General features: G+C 51.5%; 28 protein-coding genes. 6 read left to right on the top strand and 22 right to left on the bottom strand.

Translation table 11 applies throughout. The annotated features are described in order from the left end of the window. Window positions 1–34 precede the first annotated feature (34 nt). The 11 genes from CWM53_RS01145 to CWM53_RS01100 form a co-directional block, all read right to left on the bottom strand. Complete coding sequence (locus tag CWM53_RS01145; protein ID WP_100730364.1) at window positions 35–484, bottom strand: phage virion morphogenesis protein; 450 nt, start codon at window positions 482–484, stop codon at window positions 35–37. After that, window positions 477–944, bottom strand: coding sequence for a phage tail protein (locus tag CWM53_RS01140; RefSeq protein ID WP_100730363.1), 468 nt, complete (start codon window positions 942–944; stop codon window positions 477–479). The genes CWM53_RS01145 and CWM53_RS01140 overlap by 8 nt, the downstream gene beginning before the upstream one ends. After that, window positions 907–1158, bottom strand: coding sequence for an Rz1-like lysis system protein LysC (lysC, locus tag CWM53_RS31795; protein WP_133123802.1), 252 nt, complete (start codon window positions 1156–1158; stop codon window positions 907–909). The genes CWM53_RS01140 and lysC overlap by 38 nt, the downstream gene beginning before the upstream one ends. After that, window positions 1040–1471, bottom strand: coding sequence for an Rz-like lysis system protein LysB (gene lysB, locus CWM53_RS01135; protein ID WP_100730362.1), 432 nt, complete (start codon window positions 1469–1471; stop codon window positions 1040–1042). The genes lysC and lysB overlap by 119 nt, the downstream gene beginning before the upstream one ends. Next, a complete protein-coding gene (locus CWM53_RS01130; RefSeq protein WP_100730361.1) occupies window positions 1468–1965 on the bottom strand; it encodes a glycoside hydrolase family protein in 498 nt (165 codons plus the stop codon). The genes lysB and CWM53_RS01130 overlap by 4 nt, the downstream gene beginning before the upstream one ends. Then, window positions 1952–2242 (bottom strand): phage holin family protein, encoded by a 291-nt coding sequence (locus CWM53_RS01125; protein ID WP_100730360.1) that lies wholly within the window; start codon window positions 2240–2242, stop codon window positions 1952–1954. Before CWM53_RS01125 ends, CWM53_RS01130 begins: the two co-directional genes overlap by 14 nt. 4 nt (window positions 2243–2246) lie before the next feature. Continuing rightward, the gene (locus CWM53_RS01120) at window positions 2247–2450 is read right to left on the bottom strand and encodes a tail protein X (RefSeq protein ID WP_004175163.1); all 204 of its coding nucleotides are present in this window, start codon (window positions 2448–2450) and stop codon (window positions 2247–2249) included. Beyond that, window positions 2450–2956, bottom strand: a complete 507-nt coding sequence (locus CWM53_RS01115; protein ID WP_100730359.1) for a head completion/stabilization protein — start codon at window positions 2954–2956, stop codon at window positions 2450–2452. The genes CWM53_RS01120 and CWM53_RS01115 overlap by 1 nt, the downstream gene beginning before the upstream one ends. Before the next feature lie 96 nt (window positions 2957–3052). After that, window positions 3053–3796 carry a terminase endonuclease subunit gene (locus CWM53_RS01110; RefSeq protein WP_100730358.1) on the bottom strand — a complete coding sequence of 248 codons (744 nt, stop codon included), beginning with the start codon at window positions 3794–3796 and terminating at the stop codon, window positions 3053–3055. 3 nt (window positions 3797–3799) lie between these two features. Next, window positions 3800–4858, bottom strand: coding sequence for a phage major capsid protein, P2 family (locus CWM53_RS01105; RefSeq protein ID WP_100730357.1), 1059 nt, complete (start codon window positions 4856–4858; stop codon window positions 3800–3802). A gap of 73 nt (window positions 4859–4931) precedes the next feature. After that, window positions 4932–5786: a GPO family capsid scaffolding protein gene (locus CWM53_RS01100; RefSeq protein WP_094909437.1), complete on the bottom strand. Its 855-nt coding sequence runs from the start codon at window positions 5784–5786 to the stop codon at window positions 4932–4934. A 165-nt stretch (window positions 5787–5951) separates the two neighbouring features. Between CWM53_RS01100 and CWM53_RS01095 the strand changes: the two genes are divergently transcribed. Then, the gene (locus tag CWM53_RS01095; protein WP_100730356.1) at window positions 5952–7721 is read left to right on the top strand and encodes a terminase ATPase subunit family protein; all 1770 of its coding nucleotides are present in this window, start codon (window positions 5952–5954) and stop codon (window positions 7719–7721) included. Then, window positions 7721–8764 carry a phage portal protein gene (locus CWM53_RS01090; RefSeq protein ID WP_100730355.1) on the top strand — a complete coding sequence of 348 codons (1044 nt, stop codon included), beginning with the start codon at window positions 7721–7723 and terminating at the stop codon, window positions 8762–8764. The genes CWM53_RS01095 and CWM53_RS01090 overlap by 1 nt, the downstream gene beginning before the upstream one ends. 397 nt (window positions 8765–9161) lie before the next feature. Here the strand turns inward: CWM53_RS01090 and CWM53_RS01085 are convergent, their stop codons facing one another. The 10 genes from CWM53_RS01085 to CWM53_RS01040 form a co-directional block, all read right to left on the bottom strand. Further along, the gene (locus CWM53_RS01085) at window positions 9162–9800 is read right to left on the bottom strand and encodes a hypothetical protein (protein WP_227521683.1); all 639 of its coding nucleotides are present in this window, start codon (window positions 9798–9800) and stop codon (window positions 9162–9164) included. 68 nt (window positions 9801–9868) lie between these two features. Continuing rightward, window positions 9869–10354: an ImmA/IrrE family metallo-endopeptidase gene (locus CWM53_RS01080; protein ID WP_100730353.1), complete on the bottom strand. Its 486-nt coding sequence runs from the start codon at window positions 10352–10354 to the stop codon at window positions 9869–9871. Window positions 10355–10642: 288 nt separating this feature from the next. Further along, window positions 10643–10825, bottom strand: coding sequence for a hypothetical protein (locus tag CWM53_RS31790; RefSeq protein ID WP_100730352.1), 183 nt, complete (start codon window positions 10823–10825; stop codon window positions 10643–10645). Between the two features lie 112 nt (window positions 10826–10937). Then, a complete protein-coding gene (locus CWM53_RS01070; RefSeq protein WP_165784998.1) occupies window positions 10938–13013 on the bottom strand; it encodes a replication endonuclease in 2076 nt (691 codons plus the stop codon). A gap of 148 nt (window positions 13014–13161) precedes the next feature. Next, a complete protein-coding gene (locus CWM53_RS01065; protein WP_085834596.1) occupies window positions 13162–13383 on the bottom strand; it encodes a TraR/DksA family transcriptional regulator in 222 nt (73 codons plus the stop codon). Further along, a complete protein-coding gene (locus CWM53_RS01060) occupies window positions 13383–13607 on the bottom strand; it encodes a DUF2732 family protein (protein ID WP_085834597.1) in 225 nt (74 codons plus the stop codon). The genes CWM53_RS01065 and CWM53_RS01060 overlap by 1 nt, the downstream gene beginning before the upstream one ends. 65 nt (window positions 13608–13672) lie before the next feature. After that, entirely contained in the window at window positions 13673–13960 is a 288-nt protein-coding gene (locus tag CWM53_RS01055) for a hypothetical protein (protein ID WP_004195894.1), read from the bottom strand. Between the two features lie 80 nt (window positions 13961–14040). Then, complete coding sequence (locus CWM53_RS01050) at window positions 14041–14241, bottom strand: phage filamentation protein Fil family protein (RefSeq protein ID WP_085834599.1); 201 nt, start codon at window positions 14239–14241, stop codon at window positions 14041–14043. Between the two features lie 7 nt (window positions 14242–14248). Continuing rightward, window positions 14249–14758, bottom strand: a complete 510-nt coding sequence (locus tag CWM53_RS01045) for a phage regulatory CII family protein (protein WP_085834600.1) — start codon at window positions 14756–14758, stop codon at window positions 14249–14251. A gap of 32 nt (window positions 14759–14790) precedes the next feature. Next, window positions 14791–15162 carry a Cro/Cl family transcriptional regulator gene (locus CWM53_RS01040; protein ID WP_085834601.1) on the bottom strand — a complete coding sequence of 124 codons (372 nt, stop codon included), beginning with the start codon at window positions 15160–15162 and terminating at the stop codon, window positions 14791–14793. Between the two features lie 113 nt (window positions 15163–15275). Between CWM53_RS01040 and CWM53_RS01035 the strand changes: the two genes are divergently transcribed. From CWM53_RS01035 to CWM53_RS01025, 3 genes are read left to right on the top strand one after another with little or no spacing between them, the layout of a single operon-like run. Beyond that, on the top strand, window positions 15276–16121 hold the full coding sequence (locus tag CWM53_RS01035) for a phage repressor protein CI (RefSeq protein ID WP_085834602.1): 846 nt from the start codon (window positions 15276–15278) through the stop codon (window positions 16119–16121). Between the two features lie 9 nt (window positions 16122–16130). Continuing rightward, window positions 16131–16469, top strand: a complete 339-nt coding sequence (locus tag CWM53_RS01030) for a DUF2511 domain-containing protein (protein ID WP_085834603.1) — start codon at window positions 16131–16133, stop codon at window positions 16467–16469. A 24-nt stretch (window positions 16470–16493) separates the two neighbouring features. Next, window positions 16494–17537 carry a site-specific integrase gene (locus CWM53_RS01025; protein WP_085834604.1) on the top strand — a complete coding sequence of 348 codons (1044 nt, stop codon included), beginning with the start codon at window positions 16494–16496 and terminating at the stop codon, window positions 17535–17537. A 57-nt stretch (window positions 17538–17594) separates the two neighbouring features. Here the strand turns inward: CWM53_RS01025 and CWM53_RS01020 are convergent, their stop codons facing one another. Further along, on the bottom strand, window positions 17595–18404 hold the full coding sequence (locus CWM53_RS01020) for a hypothetical protein (protein ID WP_085834605.1): 810 nt from the start codon (window positions 18402–18404) through the stop codon (window positions 17595–17597). Window positions 18405–18891: 487 nt separating this feature from the next. On the opposite strand from CWM53_RS01020, the gene CWM53_RS01015 reads away from it, so the two are divergent. After that, window positions 18892–19350 (top strand): DUF2946 domain-containing protein, encoded by a 459-nt coding sequence (locus tag CWM53_RS01015; RefSeq protein WP_074387819.1) that lies wholly within the window; start codon window positions 18892–18894, stop codon window positions 19348–19350. Window positions 19351–19393 lie beyond the last annotated feature (43 nt).

The raw sequence follows: 19393 nt of genomic DNA, 5'->3' as shown, positions 1-19393 counted from the left end.
TAATTCATAAAAGGAAAGGGCTTAAAATAATTGCTCACTTAACCAGATGGTGAGCAATTATTTCTTCTACAAGGCATCTTTCAACATTATTGAATCCTAACAGTACTCTTTTCGGATAGGGCACATTTGCGCTATAGACTGTCGGTTTATCTTTTAATCCAAATTGGTGAGCACGAGCAATGCGCTGCACTTTCCCGGTAAATTCCACCACCGCCGCGCTGTCGTTACCGCTCGCTTTCATATAGCGACTGGTGCGCAGCTTCGCAAACATCTCGCGCTTAATCCGGCCTTGCTTTGCCCTGACGGGCGGGCGCTTACGCGGGGCAAAGGGCGAACCGTCCGGCGCTTTTTGTGATTTAATGCGCTGCTGTTGCCGCTGGCGCAGTTTCTTCGCAATGTCGACGGTCATCCGACGCCGCCCGGCGGGGGAAAGGGCCGCTATCAATCCGGCGAGCTTGTCCTCAAAGGGTTTGAAGTCATTCATCCCATTTACTCACCAGTTCGCCATTACTCCACATCTCGACAGGGCGCGTCACCGGCTCCGGCGGTGGCGGCTCCGGGATGTTCTCCACGTACAGCGCGCCGTCGGCCTCTTTAACCAGCGTGCGCTCGGTCAGCAACAGGCTGATACTGACGTCGAGGCTGCTGTCGTTATTGATGTCAGCGTACCAGGCAAATCCTTTTTTTCTGCCCTCGTCGGTTGTCATGATGTCCGGCTGATTGACGCGCAGCCAGGCCATAATCGGCACAAACAGCAGGTCGATATCGTCGGTAAAATCCGTGACCACGATGTTAAGCGTGTACCGCTTTTCATACGACAGGGAACTCGCCAGCGTTGCCGCATTATTCCCGTTATCGATAAAGACGCGCAGCATATCGGGGTTGGTACGCAGTACCGGCACCGCATCAGTTAAGGCTTTTCGCAGACTGTTGGGCTTTTGCATCGATTTCATCCTGACAGTGTTTCACCGTATCAACCTGAATGGCACAGCTCTGGAGGGCGTTTTCGAGCTGGCGTATATCCGCACTCAGGTCGCCATTAGTCAGCGGGTCGCTGCCCGGCATCGGGCAGGGGCTGACCTTCGGGCAGGCGTTGTACACAATCACCGGCGGCGGCGTTGGTGCAGGCGGCGCGCTGGTGCAACCGGCGCACAGCATCAGGTAAATCAGCGCGATACCAGCGGCGAAACGCGTCATTTTCATTAAGTAACCTCGTGATGGTTTGTTCACGGCGGAAAGCGAGCAGGTTAGCCGCAGTGAGTTTGTCCCGCATGGCGACCTGCGCCAGCTCTTTACGTTGCGACTGCTCTGCGGCAATGTTGAGCTGATTTTTCAGCATAATAATCGTGGTTTTCTGCGTACCGGCGACCCGGTTCGCGCGTTCAAAAGAAGCGCGCAAATTGCTGTTATCGTGGCGCATCCACAGCAGCCCCACACAGGCCAGCGCCAGCAGGATAATGACTGTTTTCATGCGGATACGCCTCCGGCCTTGCGCCACACGGCGACCAGCCTGTCGGGACTGTGCTCGCGCTGACCGTATCCGGCCCCCGGCAATGACGCCCAGATATTGCGACAGCGGGAAATCGCGCGCTCGATGCGCCCCTGCTGCAAATCTTCCAGCGCGCCACGCTCACGGATCAGCTGAATGGCGAGCCGGTCCTGTGATGCCGGGCTGAAATCCGGCAAAGCGAGCTGCTTTTTGTAATGCGGCCAGAACAGGTAAAGCTGCTGGTAACGCCCGGATGCCGTGGATTTTTCCCCGCGACGATTAAAGACCTTCGCCGGGCGTCCACCGGCAAACGGATGTTCGCGATAGTCGGTAAAAATCTCTGGCTTGCCATCGATACCGGTGACAATGACGTCGTACCCGTTGTTTCTGGTCAGCGGGTGCGTCGCCGTCCCCTCTGAAAACGCCAGCATGTCGAGGAATGCCGCGACGTTGGGGTGTGTCTTAATGACCGCCATCGTTTTCCCCTTTTTTAACCCTGCGCTGAATCGCAATTTCCACCGCCTGATAACCGGCGATACCCAGCATGGAGCCAAATCCGCACACGGCGGCGGGCGGCAGGTCGGGAAACTGCACCAGGGCCACCCCGGCCACCATCGAGACAAAGCCGCCCAGCAACATGCGACCAATAAAAAGCCGGGCGTTGATGGGCTCGCCACCGGCCAGCACTTTACCGACGACAATCAGCACGCCGATAACAAAGAGGGACAGGACGCTTTTTTCACCTTCCGTCATGTGTTTACTCCCACAGATTAATTGTTTCAGTTACGGGGGATGACTGGACGTCGGGCAGCTCGACCACCGTGCCATGTGGCAGCACAGCGCCGAGTTCGGCCAGCCCCGGATTAGCGGCCAGCACCGACTCGAAGACCCCCTCAGTACGCCCGTAATAGCGGGCGCAAATCATGTCGAGCGTGTCGCCCTGTTGCGCGATGGCCTGCATCAGATTTGGCTCACGATGCAGCGGGGTTTGTCCTGGACGCGTGACACGGCCCAGCGCATGTCCCGCCACAGCTCGTCGACCGTGGTGTCGATACTGTCGGCCTTTTTATCGCCTCTGGCGCTGGCATCCACGCCGCGATAACGCTCGTAGAGCGTAGCGGTCGCCATTGAGGTCACGGCGCGCAGGTAGTAGAAAACACGCACGCTCTCGCCGTCGAGCTCATCCGCCGGCACACTGGCCAGCTTGCTAAACCCCCCGGCAATCTGCTGCTCGCGCCACAGATACAGCTCGGCATTGGTTTCGGCGATGCCGGTTTTGATGGCCTCACGCAGCCGGGACGGGGCGACGGTCTGTTCAAGGCGCATCCCTTCACGCACGCGTTTCGGGTCGATGTCAGGAAAGAAAAACGTGTTTTTAATCACCGGCTCATCACTGGCAGGCGGCGGGATGACCACCACACCACCCGGCTGCGGCTCATCGTTCTTTTTAATAATCAGCGTCGTCATGACTACCTCTGAATAGGTGGGCGGTGGACGCCGGTCTCAGGTCGGGTAAAAACCCCTCATCGACCGGCGTGCCGCCCTGGCGCGGGGCGCATTCTGTTAACCGGCGGTCTTTTTTGGTCGGCCACGTTTAGCCGGTGCCGTGGTTTTCACGGCGCGCGGCGCGCTTACCGGGGCTTTAACGACCATTGCCGGTCTGGGCTTCAGCTCTCGCTCAAGCCGTTCAATGTCTTTTTTGACGCCTGCCTGACAGTCGAGCTGCATTGCGCGTTTAAGGTGGGCCAGCGCATCGGCGGGCTGTTTGTTGTCCCGCAGCACCTGGCCGGTGATTTTGTGCAGTTTTGCGCGCACCTCATCAGGCATATCGGCGGCGGCGGTCAGCGCCAGTGTGTCGAGTAGCTGGCTGACGACGACCGGTTCACCGGCGGCGTGGGCACGCATGGCGGCGAGTGCCACCTCTTCGGTAAACATGTACTGTGGCGGGCGGCGGTGTCTGCCTGGCATGGTCAGACCGTACTTAAAGGCGTAGCGGGCAATATCCATCGCGCCGCCGATATCGCCGACATCGAGACGCCACAGCATGACGGTCATCACGATGTCATCCTGCGCGCCTTTACCCTGTTCCAGCACGCCACTGATCCACGGCAGATAGAACGGCAGCAGCTCGCGCTTTTTCCTGGCTTTCAGCTCTTTACCAAAGATGGCTTTTAACGTACGTTGGTCTGCGGCCAGCTTAACCAGCATCTGCTCGTAGGCAGTGGCATGCCGCAGCGGGTTATTTTCCCGCTGCGCGGTTTCAATGGCCGAGACCCGCATCATGTGACGCTGTGCGGGGCTCGTCATCGGTTAGCCCTCCGGTTGCGCGGCAGAGAAATCGCCCAGCTTGATATTTTCAATGAAGCACCCGGCAGCGTAGGTTTCGACCACGTAATCGATGTTCATCGATTCGTAGTTTTCCACCTGGTCGAGTTTCGGGTTTTCGATGATGGAGCGGTGGTGACTTTCGTCCATGAAATAGATGGACAGGTTATCGAGACGCGTCACCATAATCGCGTTCGCCGGGAAATACGGCACGCGAACGGCGGGCAGGTTGCCGATGCGTTTCTGGCTGATGATGATGTCAGCCGCCAGCGCTTCGCTGTTGGGCTGGTCTTTGTTGACGATGGGGAAGTATTTGTCGGCCAGCAGCTTACGACCCACAATCGCGACAAGCTCCGAATCTTCCTGATAAATCTCGTCAATCAGGTTGTCGGTGGCATCCATGACCAGTGCATCAAGGCTGACGTAATCGCCGTTTTTACCCACACGGATCACAGCGGAAACAACATTCCCTTCCTCGTCGACGACTTTGCTCATCACACGGGTCGCCGCTTCATTGCGGTATTTCTGCGGCCAGCCCACGGCGACATCCTGCAGCATCGGATGGGCTTTGCGGTCAGAGGTTTCGGCACGCTCAACGCCGTTGAACCCGGCCATGATGAAATCAAGCGCCTGTCGCTGGATGATGGCATCGCGAATACGGCGCTGGAAGTCCTGGAAGCGCGCCCACAAATCCAGCTTTTTATATTTGAAATGGAAGTCAAAGTTGACCTGGTCGCATTCGTATTTTTTGGATTCCAGCGCAGCGAAGTCGGCAGTTTTACGCTCCTGGCCGCTGTTGGTGTCCGTGGTGCTGGCGATGGTGCCATTGACGCCGACGCCAATTTTTTCACCCTTCAGCTCATCCACCGGCACGATATTAATTTTCTGCAAAAAGGCCGAGGACATCTGCACGGTGTTCATCATGGTTTGCGTGACGGACGGCTCGACGGAGAATTTTTTACTCACGTCGTCCGGGTCGATGCCGTTCAGCTCGGCAACGCGGGACAGATAGCCATTGAATTTAAAACGGGTTTCCTGACGCATAGTCTTTCCTGTTGGGTTAAATCGGGTTGTCTGACCGGGCAAACCTGTCGCCCGGCGATAAATTCACGACCGTTTAGCAGTCAGTCAGCAGCTCATCACCACCGCCACCGGTGGAGAGCTTGCGGCGGGGCTGCGTGGTGCTTTCGGTGTTATCCAGCGATGTTTTTAACTGGCTGAATGCCTGGCGGGTCTGGTCGGCCTTCGTGGTGACGTCCTGTTTCAGCGTCGCAAAGGCATTTTCCAGTGCGACAAGACGTTGCCCGGTAGCGGTGAGGTTTTCCTGCACATGCTCACTGACGGTCGTCACGGCTTCATGCACATCCTGAAAACGGGCGTCATCACTGGCCTGTTTGCGGCTGAAAATCGTCTTCACCTTGTCGCTCAGGGCGGTGAACACATTTTCCGGCAGGTCTTCGAATTCCAGCTCGGCGAGGGTGGCAACAGAAATCAGGTTGCCCGGTGCGGCTTTGAAGCGGTTAAGGGGGTTAAATTTGGCCCCCCGGCAAAATTCGAGGTATTCAGTGCCGAGGCTGGCCGGATCATCGGTCACGGCGAGGCCGACCAGGTAGCATTTGCCGCTATTGGCAAAATTCGGCTGGATTTCCATGGAGGTGTAAACCTTCTGCAATTTTTTATTCATTGCGATCAGGTCATCGGTCGGGGTGATTTTAGCGAACAGCGCCAGCTTGCCGTTCAGTACCGAATCGTCGTCAATTTTTTCAGACTTCAGCTCGACCACATCGCCGTAACGGCTGAACGGACCTTCCGGCAGGATGCCTTTCAGGTGTTCGAGGTTAATGCGGCAACCGTAGACGCGGGGGTCAAAGGTCTCAGCCATTTCCTGAATATCCGTCGCGCTGATAACGCGGCCGTCACAGGTATCGCCTTCGACGCCGATGCGAAACCATTTTGAAACTTTTTTTGCCATTGTCAGGAGTCCTGATATCGGGTTAACGGGTCGGGGCTAGTTTCCCGACCTCGCCGCTCTCCCGCCATCAGTCGCGGATGGTTTATCCCTCACACAACAGCACCTTAGCGATTCACATCCCCCGTTTCTTTAGCCTTGCCCTGTATCAATCACGGCGAGGCATCCATGACCATCACCACCGACACCACTTTGTTAAACGACCCGCGACGCCAGGCGGCTTTGCTGTACTGGCAGGGGTTTTCCGTGCCGCAGATTGCCGACATGTTGCAGACCAAACGCCCGACGGTGCAGAGCTGGAAACAGCGCGACCACTGGGAGGAAACCGCACCGCTTAACCGGGTCGAAAGCACCTTAGAGGCCCGGCTGATCCAGCTTTATGCGAAACCCAGCCTGACGCCCCACGATTTCAAGGTCGCCGATTTTCTGGCCCGGCAGATGGAGCGCTTCGCGCGGATTAATCGCTATGGCCAGACCGGAAACGAGGCTGACCTGAATCCCCGCGTGGCCAACCGCAACAAAGGCGAACGTAAAAAGCCGACAAAGAACTTTTTCAGCGACGAGGCGATCGAAAAACTGGAAGAGATTTTTTTCGCGGAGTCTTTCGAATATCAGCTCCGCTGGCACCGCGCCGGGCTTGAGCACCGAATTCGCGACATCCTGAAATCACGCCAGATTGGGGCGACGTTCTACTTTTCCCGCGAGGCGCTGCTGCACGCGCTGAAAACCGGCCATAACCAGATTTTTCTGTCGGCGAGTAAAACGCAGGCGTATGTATTCCGCGAGTACATCATCCAGTTTGCCCGCCGGGTTGATGTTGAGCTGACCGGCGACCCGATTGTTATCGGCAACAACGGCGCAAAACTGATTTTTCTCGGCACCAACTCCAACACCGCGCAGAGTCATAACGGCGACCTGTATGTCGATGAAATTTTCTGGATCCCCAACTTCCAGAAACTGCGCAAAGTGTCGTCGGGCATGGCCTCACAAAGCCACCTGCGCAGCACCTACTTTTCGACACCTTCCACCCTGGCACACGGCGCTTACCCGTTCTGGTCGGGGGAATTATTCAACCGGGGCCGCGCCAGCGCCAGCGAGCGGGTTGACATCGATATCAGTCATGACGCGCTCGCCGCTGGCGTGGCGTGTCCTGACGGTCAGTGGCGGCAGATTGTCACCATTGAGGATGCGCTCGCCGGGGGCTGTACGCTGTTCAATCTGGAGCAACTCAAGCGCGAAAACAGCGTCGACGACTTCCGCAATCTGTTTATGTGCGAGTTCGTTGACGACAAGGCGTCGGTGTTCCCGTTCGAGGATTTGCAACGCTGCATGGTCGACAGTCTGGAAGAGTGGGAGGACTTTTCGCCGTTCGCCGACAACCCGTTCGGCTCCCGCCCGGTCTGGGTGGGATACGACCCTTCGCACAGCGGCGACAGCGCCGGGTGTGTGGTGCTCGCACCGCCGGTTGTCGCCGGGGGCAAGTTTCGCATTCTGGAGCGCCATCAGTGGAAAGGCATGGACTTCGCGACTCAGGCCGAATCCATCCGCCAGCTCACCGAAAAATACAACGTCGGGTACATCGGTATCGATGCGACCGGCCTCGGTATTGGCGTCTTCCAGCTGGTTCGCTCGTTTTATCCCGCCGCCCGCGATATCCGCTACACACCGGAAATGAAAACCGCAATGGTGCTGAAAGCAAAAGACGTTATCCGCCGTGGCTGTCTCGAATATGACGTCAGCGCCACCGACATCACCACCTCGTTTATGGCAATCCGTAAGACCATGACCAGCAGCGGGCGCAGCGCCACCTATGAGGCCAGCCGCACCGAGGAAGCCAGTCACGCGGACGTCGCCTGGGCGACCATGCACGCGCTGTTAAACGAACCGCTGACCGCTGGCAGCGGCCAGGTAACATCATCCATTCTGGAGTTCAACTGATGAGTAAATACAAAGGCCGCAAGCCACAGCCACAAAAGCGCCCGCGCAACATGAAAGACAGCGCGCCCCAAAAAATGGAGGCGTTTACCTTTGGTGAACCGAGCGCCGTGCTCGACCGCCGCGATATTCTGGATTACGTGGAATGCGTCAATAATGGCCGCTGGTTCGAACCGCCGGTCAGTTTTAACGGGCTGGCGAAAAGCCTGCGCGCCGCCGTTCATCACAGCTCGCCAATTTACGTTAAGCGCAACATTCTGGCCTCAACGTTTATTCCGCACCCGCTACTGTCACAACAGGACTTCAGCCGCTTCGCGCTTGATTTTCTGGTGTTTGGCAACGCGTTTTTAGAGCTCCGAAAGAGTGTCACCGGTCGCCCGCTGAAGCTGGAAGCGTCACCGGCTAAATACACGCGGCGTGGTATTGAGGAGGATATCTACTGGTGGGTGCCGTCATTCGACCAGCCGCACCCGTTCGCGCCGGGCTCCGTGTTTCACCTGCTGGAGCCTGACATCAATCAGGAGCTGTACGGCATGCCGGAATATCTCAGCGCGCTCAATTCCGCCTGGCTGAATGAGGCGGCGACGCTGTTCCGTCGCAAGTATTACCAGAACGGCGCACACGCGGGCTACATCATGTATGTGACGGACGCCGCGCAAAGTGGTACCGATGTTGAGGCGCTGCGTGATGCGATGCGCAGCTCAAAGGGACTTGGGAACTTCAAAAATCTGTTTTTCTACGCTCCGCATGGAAAACCGGACGGCATTAAAATTGTGCCGCTCAGTGAGGTGGCAACGAAAGACGATTTCTTCAATATCAAAAAAGTCAGCGCCGCCGACCTGCTCGACGCGCACCGCATCCCGTTCCAGTTGATGGGCGGCAAGCCGGAAAACGTCGGTTCGCTCGGTGACATCGAGAAAGTGGCAAAAGTGTTTGTCCGTAACGAGCTCATTCCGCTACAAGACCGGATGCGCGAGGTCAACGCGTGGGCCGGTCAGGAGGTGATCCGGTTCAAAAGTTACACCCTCGACACCGAAAGTGACTGATTTTCGCCGCCTCCGGGCGGCTTTTTCTTACCCCCACGCCTGACCGCCTCAGAAGCCCGCCACGCCCTCAGACATCCCCGCACCATCCACCGACACCCCCGCGAACCCGCGCGGCACAGCGACGCGCTCAGGCTGCGAAAATAAATTCGCAAAAGTACGCTGGCGCGCAGTGCTTTCCCCGCCTCGCCTGCGCGCTTAACGGGGCGTTTTTAATGCAGGTGCATCAGGAGCCCCTAGCCGCGCCAGTACTAGCGCTGGCTGGCAAAACTTGACATAAAAAATGTATGCAAACTCATGCGCCTGATGCATGCACCGCTAAAAAACTGAAAATACGCAGAAAAATGGCATAAAAAAACCGGCCATCTTGAGGCCGGTCTGGTTGGCATGTGGAGAGTGGTTACTTAGAAAATTTGTTTCTGAGGTAATTAATCGCACCCATGATTAATTCACTGAGTGGGGTAGCCAGCTCAATAGCATCAGTCGTTTTTTGTCCGTTAATATTTTTATCTGTAGGATGCTGGAAAGCAGACTTAAGAAGGGTCAGAAGCAACGTCAACCCGACGCCAAGAATGAAAGCGACGATTGCAATCAGTGAGCTGGCAGAAAGCCAGTCCGTAGATAAATTTGGCACAGTGATTGGAGTATCAGCTTTTTTTGCTGGGGCATCCGTTTTTTTCGCGGTTGGCACTGTTGGGTGTGTGGTCTGCTGTTTCGGTTCTGTACACTCGGTTTTCGGTTCGCAGATATCTTTTTCGCTTTTCTGCGTTAACGCAGAGACAATGCTACTTTTCGCCTCAAGCAGGCCATTTCCAACTTTAAGCGCAAAGTGCAAGCCCTGCCACAGAAACACTACGGCAAAAAACAGCACAACGGCAGACAGAACCAGACGCATCCCCCGGCGTTCCATTCCATCACGGGCGTCCCTGCGCAATAAAATATTCGGGTCAGTATCGCCACGAGGTGTCGAAGAAGCTGGGGAATTTGATGTTTGTGGGGATGGAGTCGGGGACTCACCAGAAAGGTCGATATCTGCCATAAAAAAATCACCATTATTTTTAAGAGTAATGGTGATTTTAAACGGGTTTGAAAAAAGTTAAAGAGCTATCAGTAAGCCATGCCCAGAGCCCTGAGCCGCCAGTACATAGCAGCCTCAGAAACGTTAAAAATACTTGCCAGACGCAAAGTGCTGTTAACACCTTCCCGGGATACTAATTGATGAATGGCATCCTCTGGCATTAAAAGCTCTGCGGCAAACTGGTTTGCTTCTATTTCTCGATAATCACGGGTTCCGGTTGAGTAGTTACCCACGTTATCGCGATGGTATTCTCCATCCTGTGTATGCCCCAGAACATGATGACCGAGCTCATGAGCTACGGTGAAACGTTGACGGTTGTCATGTTCACTGGAATCAAAGTAAATCCGGGGCACGCTTCTTTTGATGACCGCTAGGCCGCTTAACCCATCGTTGTTATACGCCGAATCCCTGAGTGGCTCTACTTTCGCACCCCACGCCGCGGCGAGTTTAAACGGATCGACAGGTAGTCGGCGATCCCAATAGCGATTAAGCAGATTTTTAGCTGCGATGCTCATGGTAGCCTCCTACATTTGAAGTTAAGGGGATACAGCCTTACCATACTTGTAATTTATTGTCAAGGCTGTTTTTTTCAGCCATTAATATAACACTAATCCCCATTTTCCCATAACATTTTTTGTGCTGCTTGGCATGCATTCAAAGTGACAATGTGTAGACCACCTTCGGCATGTAAAGATGTTTGCTTACTAACCTTAGACCAGCAATACCCAAAATAGTTGAGATTTTTTCGACAAACCTCGCCTCTCGGATCAAATCTACTTTAACGTGATACTTACTCGCATCGCTCATTGAACCTCATAAAAAATCTTGTCATCAGCTTTGTTATTTTCCCTGCTTGCGAGGTCAGCAATGATGGAGAGGGCAAGCTTGAGATCTGATGATTTGCAATTAGCTATCAGAGACACCTCGGCAATGAACTGCACACATGCCCACTTATGCTGCGTTTGGCTGAAACAATCGCCAATCATGAATCCCTCCAACAATAATAACTGTATATTTATACAGTATACCAATTGTTGATGAAATTGAAAGAGAAATTAACAATTCAATCGAAGTAGTAGGTGCATGATTAAATTGATATTAGCTCCTTTTTTCATTGGTTCTGTTAGAGATAGCCGCAACTCTCCTTAGAATTTTTGTCGCTTTTTCTTGGTGAGAAGGGGGGGATGCGAAAATGTCTCCCTTCGATGATCCCCTACACCATTTGCTACCAATACGGCTTTTCCCCCCGGCCATAAGATGCAGAGCTTCACCCCGGCTAATGGTTACACCGGCGCATATTTGTATTTCGTCTATAGTCTTGGCTATTGAATCGTTCTGCTCATCAGTTCCGTGGATAAATTCACGCCTTTTGACTGGTTTTTTCACTCTTAGTCGATTGGTTAATGACCGTCTTTCGCTTCGACTTAGCGGTTTTGATAAATCCAGTATCGGTGGATCGCTTTCGCTTCCCGTACAGTTATTGACAGAACTCCGAGAGGGCGCAGGTGCGCCCTTAACATCAACGGCCAAATCAACTGCACGCTTCGGTACAATCTTCCACTGCGTGAGCCGGGTCATAATCGGAGTATCTGCGCCGATGGCAGAGTCGTAAACGCCACGAATGCAGATGGTCTCCTCGCCGTACTGATTAAACTCGGTACGTGGTTCGTAAAACGTGCGTACCTGCAAATCGTCGCGGCGAACAAATGGCCCGCCCTGGGCGTTAACGTAACCAGCCCAATCACCGGCGTCGGCGGCATCATGAACGGCGGCAAACTCAACGCTCAGGCCGTGCGCGGTCTCGGTATCAGCGAGACGACGTAACTCACGGTAGACCGTCACCGGTGCGCCACCGATAAACTGAAATTGACGGATGTGCCAGCGCGCGGCCCAGGCAGAAACGGCAGGCGCGGTCTCTTTCAACAGTTCGCCGCTTTCGTCGTCGAGCTCACCATCAAGTGCATAACCGTCGATATTTTTGGAAATGTATTTAGCGACATAGCCGGTAGCGCTGCCCTTTTCCGGGTCGATGGCCTCGGCATGAAAGCGTGCTTTTTTGGCTTTATCGCTTCTCAGTTCGTGGCGGTCTTCCTCCCACGCATAATCACGGATGATGTGGCGCACGCGCTCGACATCTTCCGGCAGCATGAACATAAGCATGTGCCAGTGCGGGGTTCCATCGTGGTGGGGTTCTGCTACGCGGATCCCGAAAATACGAATATCTTCACGGTGAAGCTTCGCGCGGATGCGCGCCCATAAGCCAGTAAGGTAGCTTTGTGTATCTGCCGGGCTGGAGCCGTTCCATTTGCTGTTACGGTAGCCCGCTTTGGTGGTGGCGTGGTATTTAGATGGCGCGGTCAGGGTGTAAAACTCCCCGACATACCCGAGTTCATTGCATATATTTTCAAATCCGCGGATGCGGGTCATCAGCTCGCAGCGGCGTATCGCAGGGTTGGCGACCGAACCGTCGTATTTTTCTATAAGGCTGATGCGGTTGCCGTCTTCGTCTTCCAGATCCAGCCCTTTCAGAAACTCGCGCGTGCGGCGCTTCTGCTCACGCCAATCAGTCACGCAGTTTTTACTCGCGTATGCGTGCTTTTTCTTGCTGACGTTACCAACGGCAATTTGCAGATGTTCGCGCCATGCCGACGCGACACGACGCAGACGACTACGCCACCATGACTCAGTAAACATGCGGATTACTGCGGGAGCGATATCATCATTGTTGAAGTATTTATTTGCCACGCGCTCCCAATGGGGAGGGGTGACATTGAATTGCAGAGAAATAAAGCCAGCGTGCATGTACCAGGTGTATAGTGTTTTGAGCTCACCAAAACCTGAATCATCAATATTTGCCAGCTCAGAACGAATGAAATTAGCAATGTCACGGGCCAGCAGGTCAATATCGGCGCGCTGCATATCCGGGAGGCGGTTATATCTGGCGACCATATTGACCATGCGGGATGCCAGATATTGCATAAGCCGGGTATCAAAATGACCACCAAAAACAGCGACTGATACTTTGCTATTGATACCCGCGCACTCATATTTTTTTGCGACCAGTTCCAGACGTGGCAATGCTTTTTTGCAGAAGCTGATTAAAAAGGCATTGGCTCGTTGACTGCCCTGATTTTGCTCCAGCACCGCAGCGGTGCGATAAATGTCAAAACGCACACACTCAGGCTGGAGAGAAAGTGCTTTTCTCGCATGCAACAAAGCCGCGAACATACTGTCGCGGCGATACTGTTGCTCATAGGTAAGATATGGGCTGGCTATTGCCGACCGTGGGGCATTCCACGGAAAAGCGAATTGAACAGCCAATTCATACCCCCCGATAGTGTTTTAATTTAAGCTCGGCGATTTGTTGGCAAGTCACGCAAAAGACCACGCCCGGAATCGCAATACGGCGAGCTTCCGGGATTGGTGCGTCACATTCCTCACAGAGAAAGCGGGAAGGTGCAGCGATACGGCTGCGCGCGTTGTTGATAAGGCGCTCGCGTTCTGCCTGCTCGTGCTGTTGTGCGATATCCATTGCGTCGGCCATTAGTGCAGCTCCTGAGATTCGTTTTCGTAGCGGGTGGCCTCCCGGCGCAGCAGTTCAGCCGCTTCTATCGAGCTCATACCTTTGTTAGCGATGTGGGTTGCCAGCGCCTCTAGGCGGATGGAAACAGCAAGAGCGCGACCTTTTCGCTCTTCACGTTTTGCAACACCGATAACCTCAAGAAGCAGGTCGGTATTTTCTTTAGGTACTGAAGATTGCTTGTGCATTCTTAATCTCCTGATTTCGGGCAATAAGAAGCCCGGCGGGTTTACGCCATTAATTACGGGTTTATTTAATTAGCTAAAAAGCATTCGTGGATGGAAATATGCCGGGGCAAAATCCCACCCCAACGGGAAATTTTATTCATTGACGCAATAATCAGCTTGCGGCGATCCATATCAAAATACTCATATGGCTTACCGACTTCATCAGAGCGAAACGCGCCCGGATTATTTCGGTTAGCAAGCGTTAAAACCACAAACTTAAAATCTTCATCAAGCTTATTGAAATTACGCAGCGCCTTATTTTCTGTGGCTTTCAGCTTTTGATGAAACCGTGCGAAACACTCTTCGCCGGTCATGGTCTTCGGTTGTTCAGTAGTACAATCAGCATTGCTAAAAAGCTTGCTCGCCTGGGTGTTATGAGCTGAAATTCTTTCGTTCATTTTGCCCCCATTAATGCATTTAAAAGCCGCTTAACCACAGAGGCTTTTTTTGCTGTTAAGCCGTTCAACAATTCGGACTGAGAGCTGCAAGGGTGCCAGCGCTGGCCGTCGCTACCCATTATCCAGCCGTGCCCGTAGTGCATGGATGGGCTACGTTTTTTTAGCAGAGAGGCGAATGACGGTTCGTTATTCAACATAAGCACCTCAAATCAAACCGAATGACGCACCGATGCCGCTGACGGTATCGACGACACTCGTCATTGCCGGGTTAGCCTGGATCCGGGCCTGCAACGCCATTGCCGACAGCGACAGCATGCGAATACCCGCGTTTACGCTCGCAATCATGTTTTGCTTACGGGCCGGGGTAAGGCGGTCGCCTGAAACGGCACCATTCGCCAGTTCGCCGAGTTCACTCATGGCGCGCATGACGTAGGATTGCAGTTTCTCTTTTGCTAGCTCATTTACCGGCACGCATGGCAAACAATGGATCTGCGCCAGAAAACCATCGACGAGGGTCGAATCTTCGGTCAGGTCTGTCAGCGTCCAGATTTCGCGCGGCGTTAACTGGTGCGGCTGTTCCGGGTTGAGCTTGTTACGTAACGTTTGAACGTTCATACCCGCACGCTCGGCCAGCTTCGCCATATTGTGACGCTGCGCAAAAGTCCGGCACGCTTCGTCATAGTGGGGATGTTTGGAAATCTGAAAATCAAACATGGTTAAGTTCCTTCTAACTTGCATAATCAAATTCAGTTAAGAACGGTGCGCTGGTCGATGTACCGACAATCAATCGCTTGTTGAGTTAGCTTATCGCGCCATGCTTTTACGTTTACGAGGGTGCGGCTTCGTTTAGCGGCTTCCTCTTTGTTGGAAAAGTCTTTGGTCGGAGCTTTTAGAAGGATGCCCTCATCGAGCCATTGCCAGACCAGACGCTCACTTACACCGCGAGTGGCGGCGAAGTCTTTCACTGTCATCGTGTCTGACATAGCGGAGCGAATCATTGTCTGCAGAGCTGGAAGCATGGCAGTAACGATGGCATCAAATTGTGTTTGATCTAACAGCACAGTTTGATTTTGTGAGTTTTGCGAATCCTGCGTCGAGATTGATTTTGCATCTGACATATCGCATTATCTCCTGTTGTTTGAAATGTAGTGCAATGGTGTGCATCTTGGTCGATGAATACCAATATAGATCGCTAATTTTTTGTTGTAAACAAAATTATTGTTGGTGTGATATGGCGAAAAATGATGTTGACGCTCCAGCTGCTCTGGAGCGAGTCCTTTCTGCATACGGTTTTAAGCAGCAAAAGGAATTAGCTGAAAGGCTTGGTATTCATGCGAATAACGTAAGTAGTTGGCTTGCAAGAAACGTAATCCCAAGCAACGTTTTCGTTGAATGTTCTCTTGATACTGGGGCCGACCTGCGATGGCTTGTTAATGGGGAGCTTGCAAATGCAAAATTTAATGCGGGGCAAGTAAACCTCAAAGGCAAGGAACTCTATGATGAAATCATGGCAAATGGAGGAAGGGCGGTTTTGCGTCGTATTCTCGATGCCTATGGTTTTACGATGCAAAAAGAGCTGGGAGATTTATTAGGTATTTCTTCCGGCACTATTAGCACTTGGGTTAGGCGAGACTTCTTCCCAGGCGATGTGGTTGTGACCTGTGCACTCGATACCGGCGTATCGTTAGAGTGGCTATCTACAGGCAAAGGCCAAATGCGAGACGGCAAAGAGAGGGAATCACTTACAGCTTTAACAGTAAGAAAATGTCGTCTTGAATCTGGTGAGTTAAAAGATATAGGGCGTTGGACTCCAGACCTTTCAATGGTTCCTGCAAACATTGATGAGCTGGTCTTTATTGATGGGGTTGGCGCATCTTGGCTTGTTGATTGTTCTAACTCAAAGATAGGAAATAGTCGTTGGCTTATTGGCATTGATGGGGCGCTCGATGTTTTTGACGTAATCAGGATGCCAGGTGGAAAGGTCAGGCTTTCAAATAAGTCTGCTGAGTTTGAATGTAATCTATCTGATATCACACCATCAGGTGCAGTTATCTTTACCTTAGAAAAGCATGTTTAAGGAGTAGTAATGAAAAAGTTTTTATTGGGAATGGTCTGTATTGCACTATCTTCCTCAAGCTTTGCTGCTGAAAATTTCAAAGAGATTGATATTAAATCTTTTGGTGATAAATGGCCGCTGACCTTTGAACATGCAAAGGTATCTTGTGTAAATCGTCACTACGTTTTTGTTTATGACATTGATACAGATGAACGATACCCCTTAAGCGGCATGGCTAAAAACGCCGTCAAATCAGGAAAAATGGAAGGGCGGGACTTAAAAGAAGTGCTTAAAAAAGACCCTGACGATCCATTAGAAAGCGCTGATATTGGCCCGATTTTCAGTGAAGCTATAGCGTTGTGTGAATAATATTTTTTTGGTCTCGGTGTTGCTATGACAGTAAGTAAGCAAAAAAATGGTAAATGGTTATGCGAGCTTTATCCAAATGGCCGGGAAGGGCGGCGTATACGCCGTCAATTCAATACTAAAGGTGAGGCTGAGGCATTCGAATCATTTACCAAAAGCGAGAGTGAAGATAAGCCGTGGCTTGTCAAGAAAGAAGACCGCCGACGCTTAGGTGAGATTATTCAGCTTTGGCACAATTTGCACGGTCAGGCGTTAGTCGCCAGTAAGTCGCGGTTAGCAAAGCTTCAAATTGTATGTAACGGGTTGGGCGACCCTATTGCATCTCGTCTTACCGCAAAAGATTGGGCTCATTACCGTGACCGTCGATTACGTGGCGAAATAGACAACGGATATCACAAAGACCCGGCGAAGTGGATCGCCAAACCTATAACTGTCAATCGCGAGCAGCAATACCTCGAAGCGGTGTTCAATGAACTGCGACGATTAGGGGAGTGGAGTTTACCCAATCCACTGGAAGGGATTCGCGTATTCAAAGAAGCTGAGAAAGAAATGTCCTGGCTAACTTTGTCTCAGCTCCCGGAACTGTTCCGAGCCTGTGAACAATATGGCAAAGAAAATCTTACGATGATTGTTAAGGTGTGCTTGGCTACCGGCGCGCGATGGGGAGAAGCCGAGAGACTTACACGCCCCCAACTTTCTCCCTACAAGCTGACCTTCACCAAAACCAAAGGTAAGAAGAATCGCACGGTTCCGATTCCTAAATGGCTGTACGACGATTTGTCAGAACGTCAAGGCAGAATGTTTAAGCCCTGCTATCAGGACTTTAAGAAGATGCTCAAACTCACAAATATTCAATTGACGGAAGGGCAGAAGACTCACGTTTTGCGTCATACTTTTGGCGCGCATTTTATGATGAACGGCGGAAATATACTGGTGTTACAGAGAATACTCGGCCATGCCAACATTCGTGAAACAATGAAGTATGCCCACTATGCTCCAGATCATCTTGAGCAGGCTGTGACATTGAATCCATTAAGTTTATGTGACAATTTTAAATTAAACAATGACTAAGTATACTGTAAGTGCTAAAGGCTATCCACTACTAGCCTTTAGCATTTGTGATCTTTGTTATGATGGTAGTTCTATTTCATCACCATCATCAATTTTTTCAAAATTACTTTCATTAATTGGTACTGGTTTGAGTTCAATTTCTCCAAATCCCATTGGGAAAAGACTGTGAGTAGTGTCTTTTTTGCAAAAATAGGATACTAATTCAAATCCCGATGAAACTTTTTTTATAAAATCATCAGATAATAAAATACATAAAAAAGATGAATCCTCTTTTATTTCCGTGCTTTTTTTAGTGGTTTTAGGGTGGATAATGTCATTCCTAAGTGACTCTAGTGTTTTAAAGTCCTGCCATAGTTTCGTGCCTTTTGGAGAATCACAGTTCAAAATTAAGGGTAGTATTTTGTCTATTTTTTCACTTGTAGGTATATATCGCTCAATTAACTCTTTGGTATAGGTTTCTTTGATGCCCTTTGCGTTGTTTTTTTCATATACATAATCTTGAGGTATGCATATATTGGCAAATGACTCAATTGCAGTATACATAGATACAATTGCTGTTTGAATTGATTCGAAGTAATTATAGAGCCTTGGTAGGTCTTTATCAGATATTTTGAATTTCTTATGCTTAAGCTTGCTTATTTTTCCAAAAAGACTTTTGTATATAGAGTTGGATTTTGATAGCTCTTTTTTTGCTGAGGATAAAAATATGGAAACATTGTTTGGGGTGAAGAAGCTAACTGTAGCATTAGCTAGTGTAGCCCTATCTGACATTTGTAACGTCAGGTTTATGTTTTCTTTTTCCATTCTGGCTATAATTGGTCTCTGCATCCTGATATCAATAATCTTGATTTCTTCTTTTTTTGACACGTTCTTCTCCGTAACTTTTTTTGGGGAAAAATTATATTTTCAGGTCGTAGGTTATGTAATAATGAGAATTGTTCTGTAATGTTTCATTTGAATAATGATTTTAAGACTAATAATTACATCTTATCAAGATGTAACATCATATAATGTATGTCAATATTACAATGCATTCGGAATTTTGCCAATGACCGATGTGTTAGTGTTCGTTGGGGTAAGTTAAGCTCTGTGTGGCCTAGTAGTTGATGTGGCGGCAAAGTGGCGGCATAGCTTGCATAACATTGCATTTCAATGCATTTAAAATCAAATTAACTAGTTGTTTTATATGTAATGTTGTTGTTTTTAATTGAGTTCTATTAGGAGCGTCTTAACTAAGATTCGCTTTCGCGACATCCTGACAGAAGGGCTGGCCAAATGGCTGGCCCTTTTTTTATCTTTGTTGTAACCATCGTGATGTAAATCATTTACAATACGGCCTCATTTCGGAGGGGCGGTGGTCAGCAACAGTTTCCAGCAAACGACACCTAAACGGCGAGCCGCCTGGCTGGCGCTGTTGGCGATCCTGCTGATCGTCGTGGCTCCCCTGATTTCCATCTCCCTGCAAAAAGACCCCATGAGCGCCATGCCCGGCATGTACCACGCCATGATGATGGACAGCTCGTCCGCGAGCATAGCGCAAATGCCCGGGCACGAGATGGCGATGATGCATAGCACAGACGGCGCCACGCATACCGGACACGAACTGCCGCTGGACCATGCCGAGGCGTGTGGCTATTGCGTGCTGTTAGCCCATGTCCCGGGACTGCTTTTCGCGCTGGCGCTGTTCGTCGCCATGCTCCTGCGGCGCATTCGCCTGCCGGCTTCTCGCCCGGTATTAAAACACTGGCACTACTTTCCCTGGCTCTACCCTGAAACCCGCGCCCCGCCGCGGCTGTCTGCTTTTTCCCTTTAATAAAAATCAATCTGCGCACCGCGCAATGACCTCTTTTGCTTTA

Source organism: Klebsiella sp. A-Nf5 (genome assembly GCF_002810545.1).
GTDB lineage: Bacteria > Pseudomonadota > Gammaproteobacteria > Enterobacterales > Enterobacteriaceae > Klebsiella > Klebsiella variicola.
Note: the sequence above shows the minus strand (reverse complement) of the source record. Positions and strands in the feature narration are given on the sequence as shown.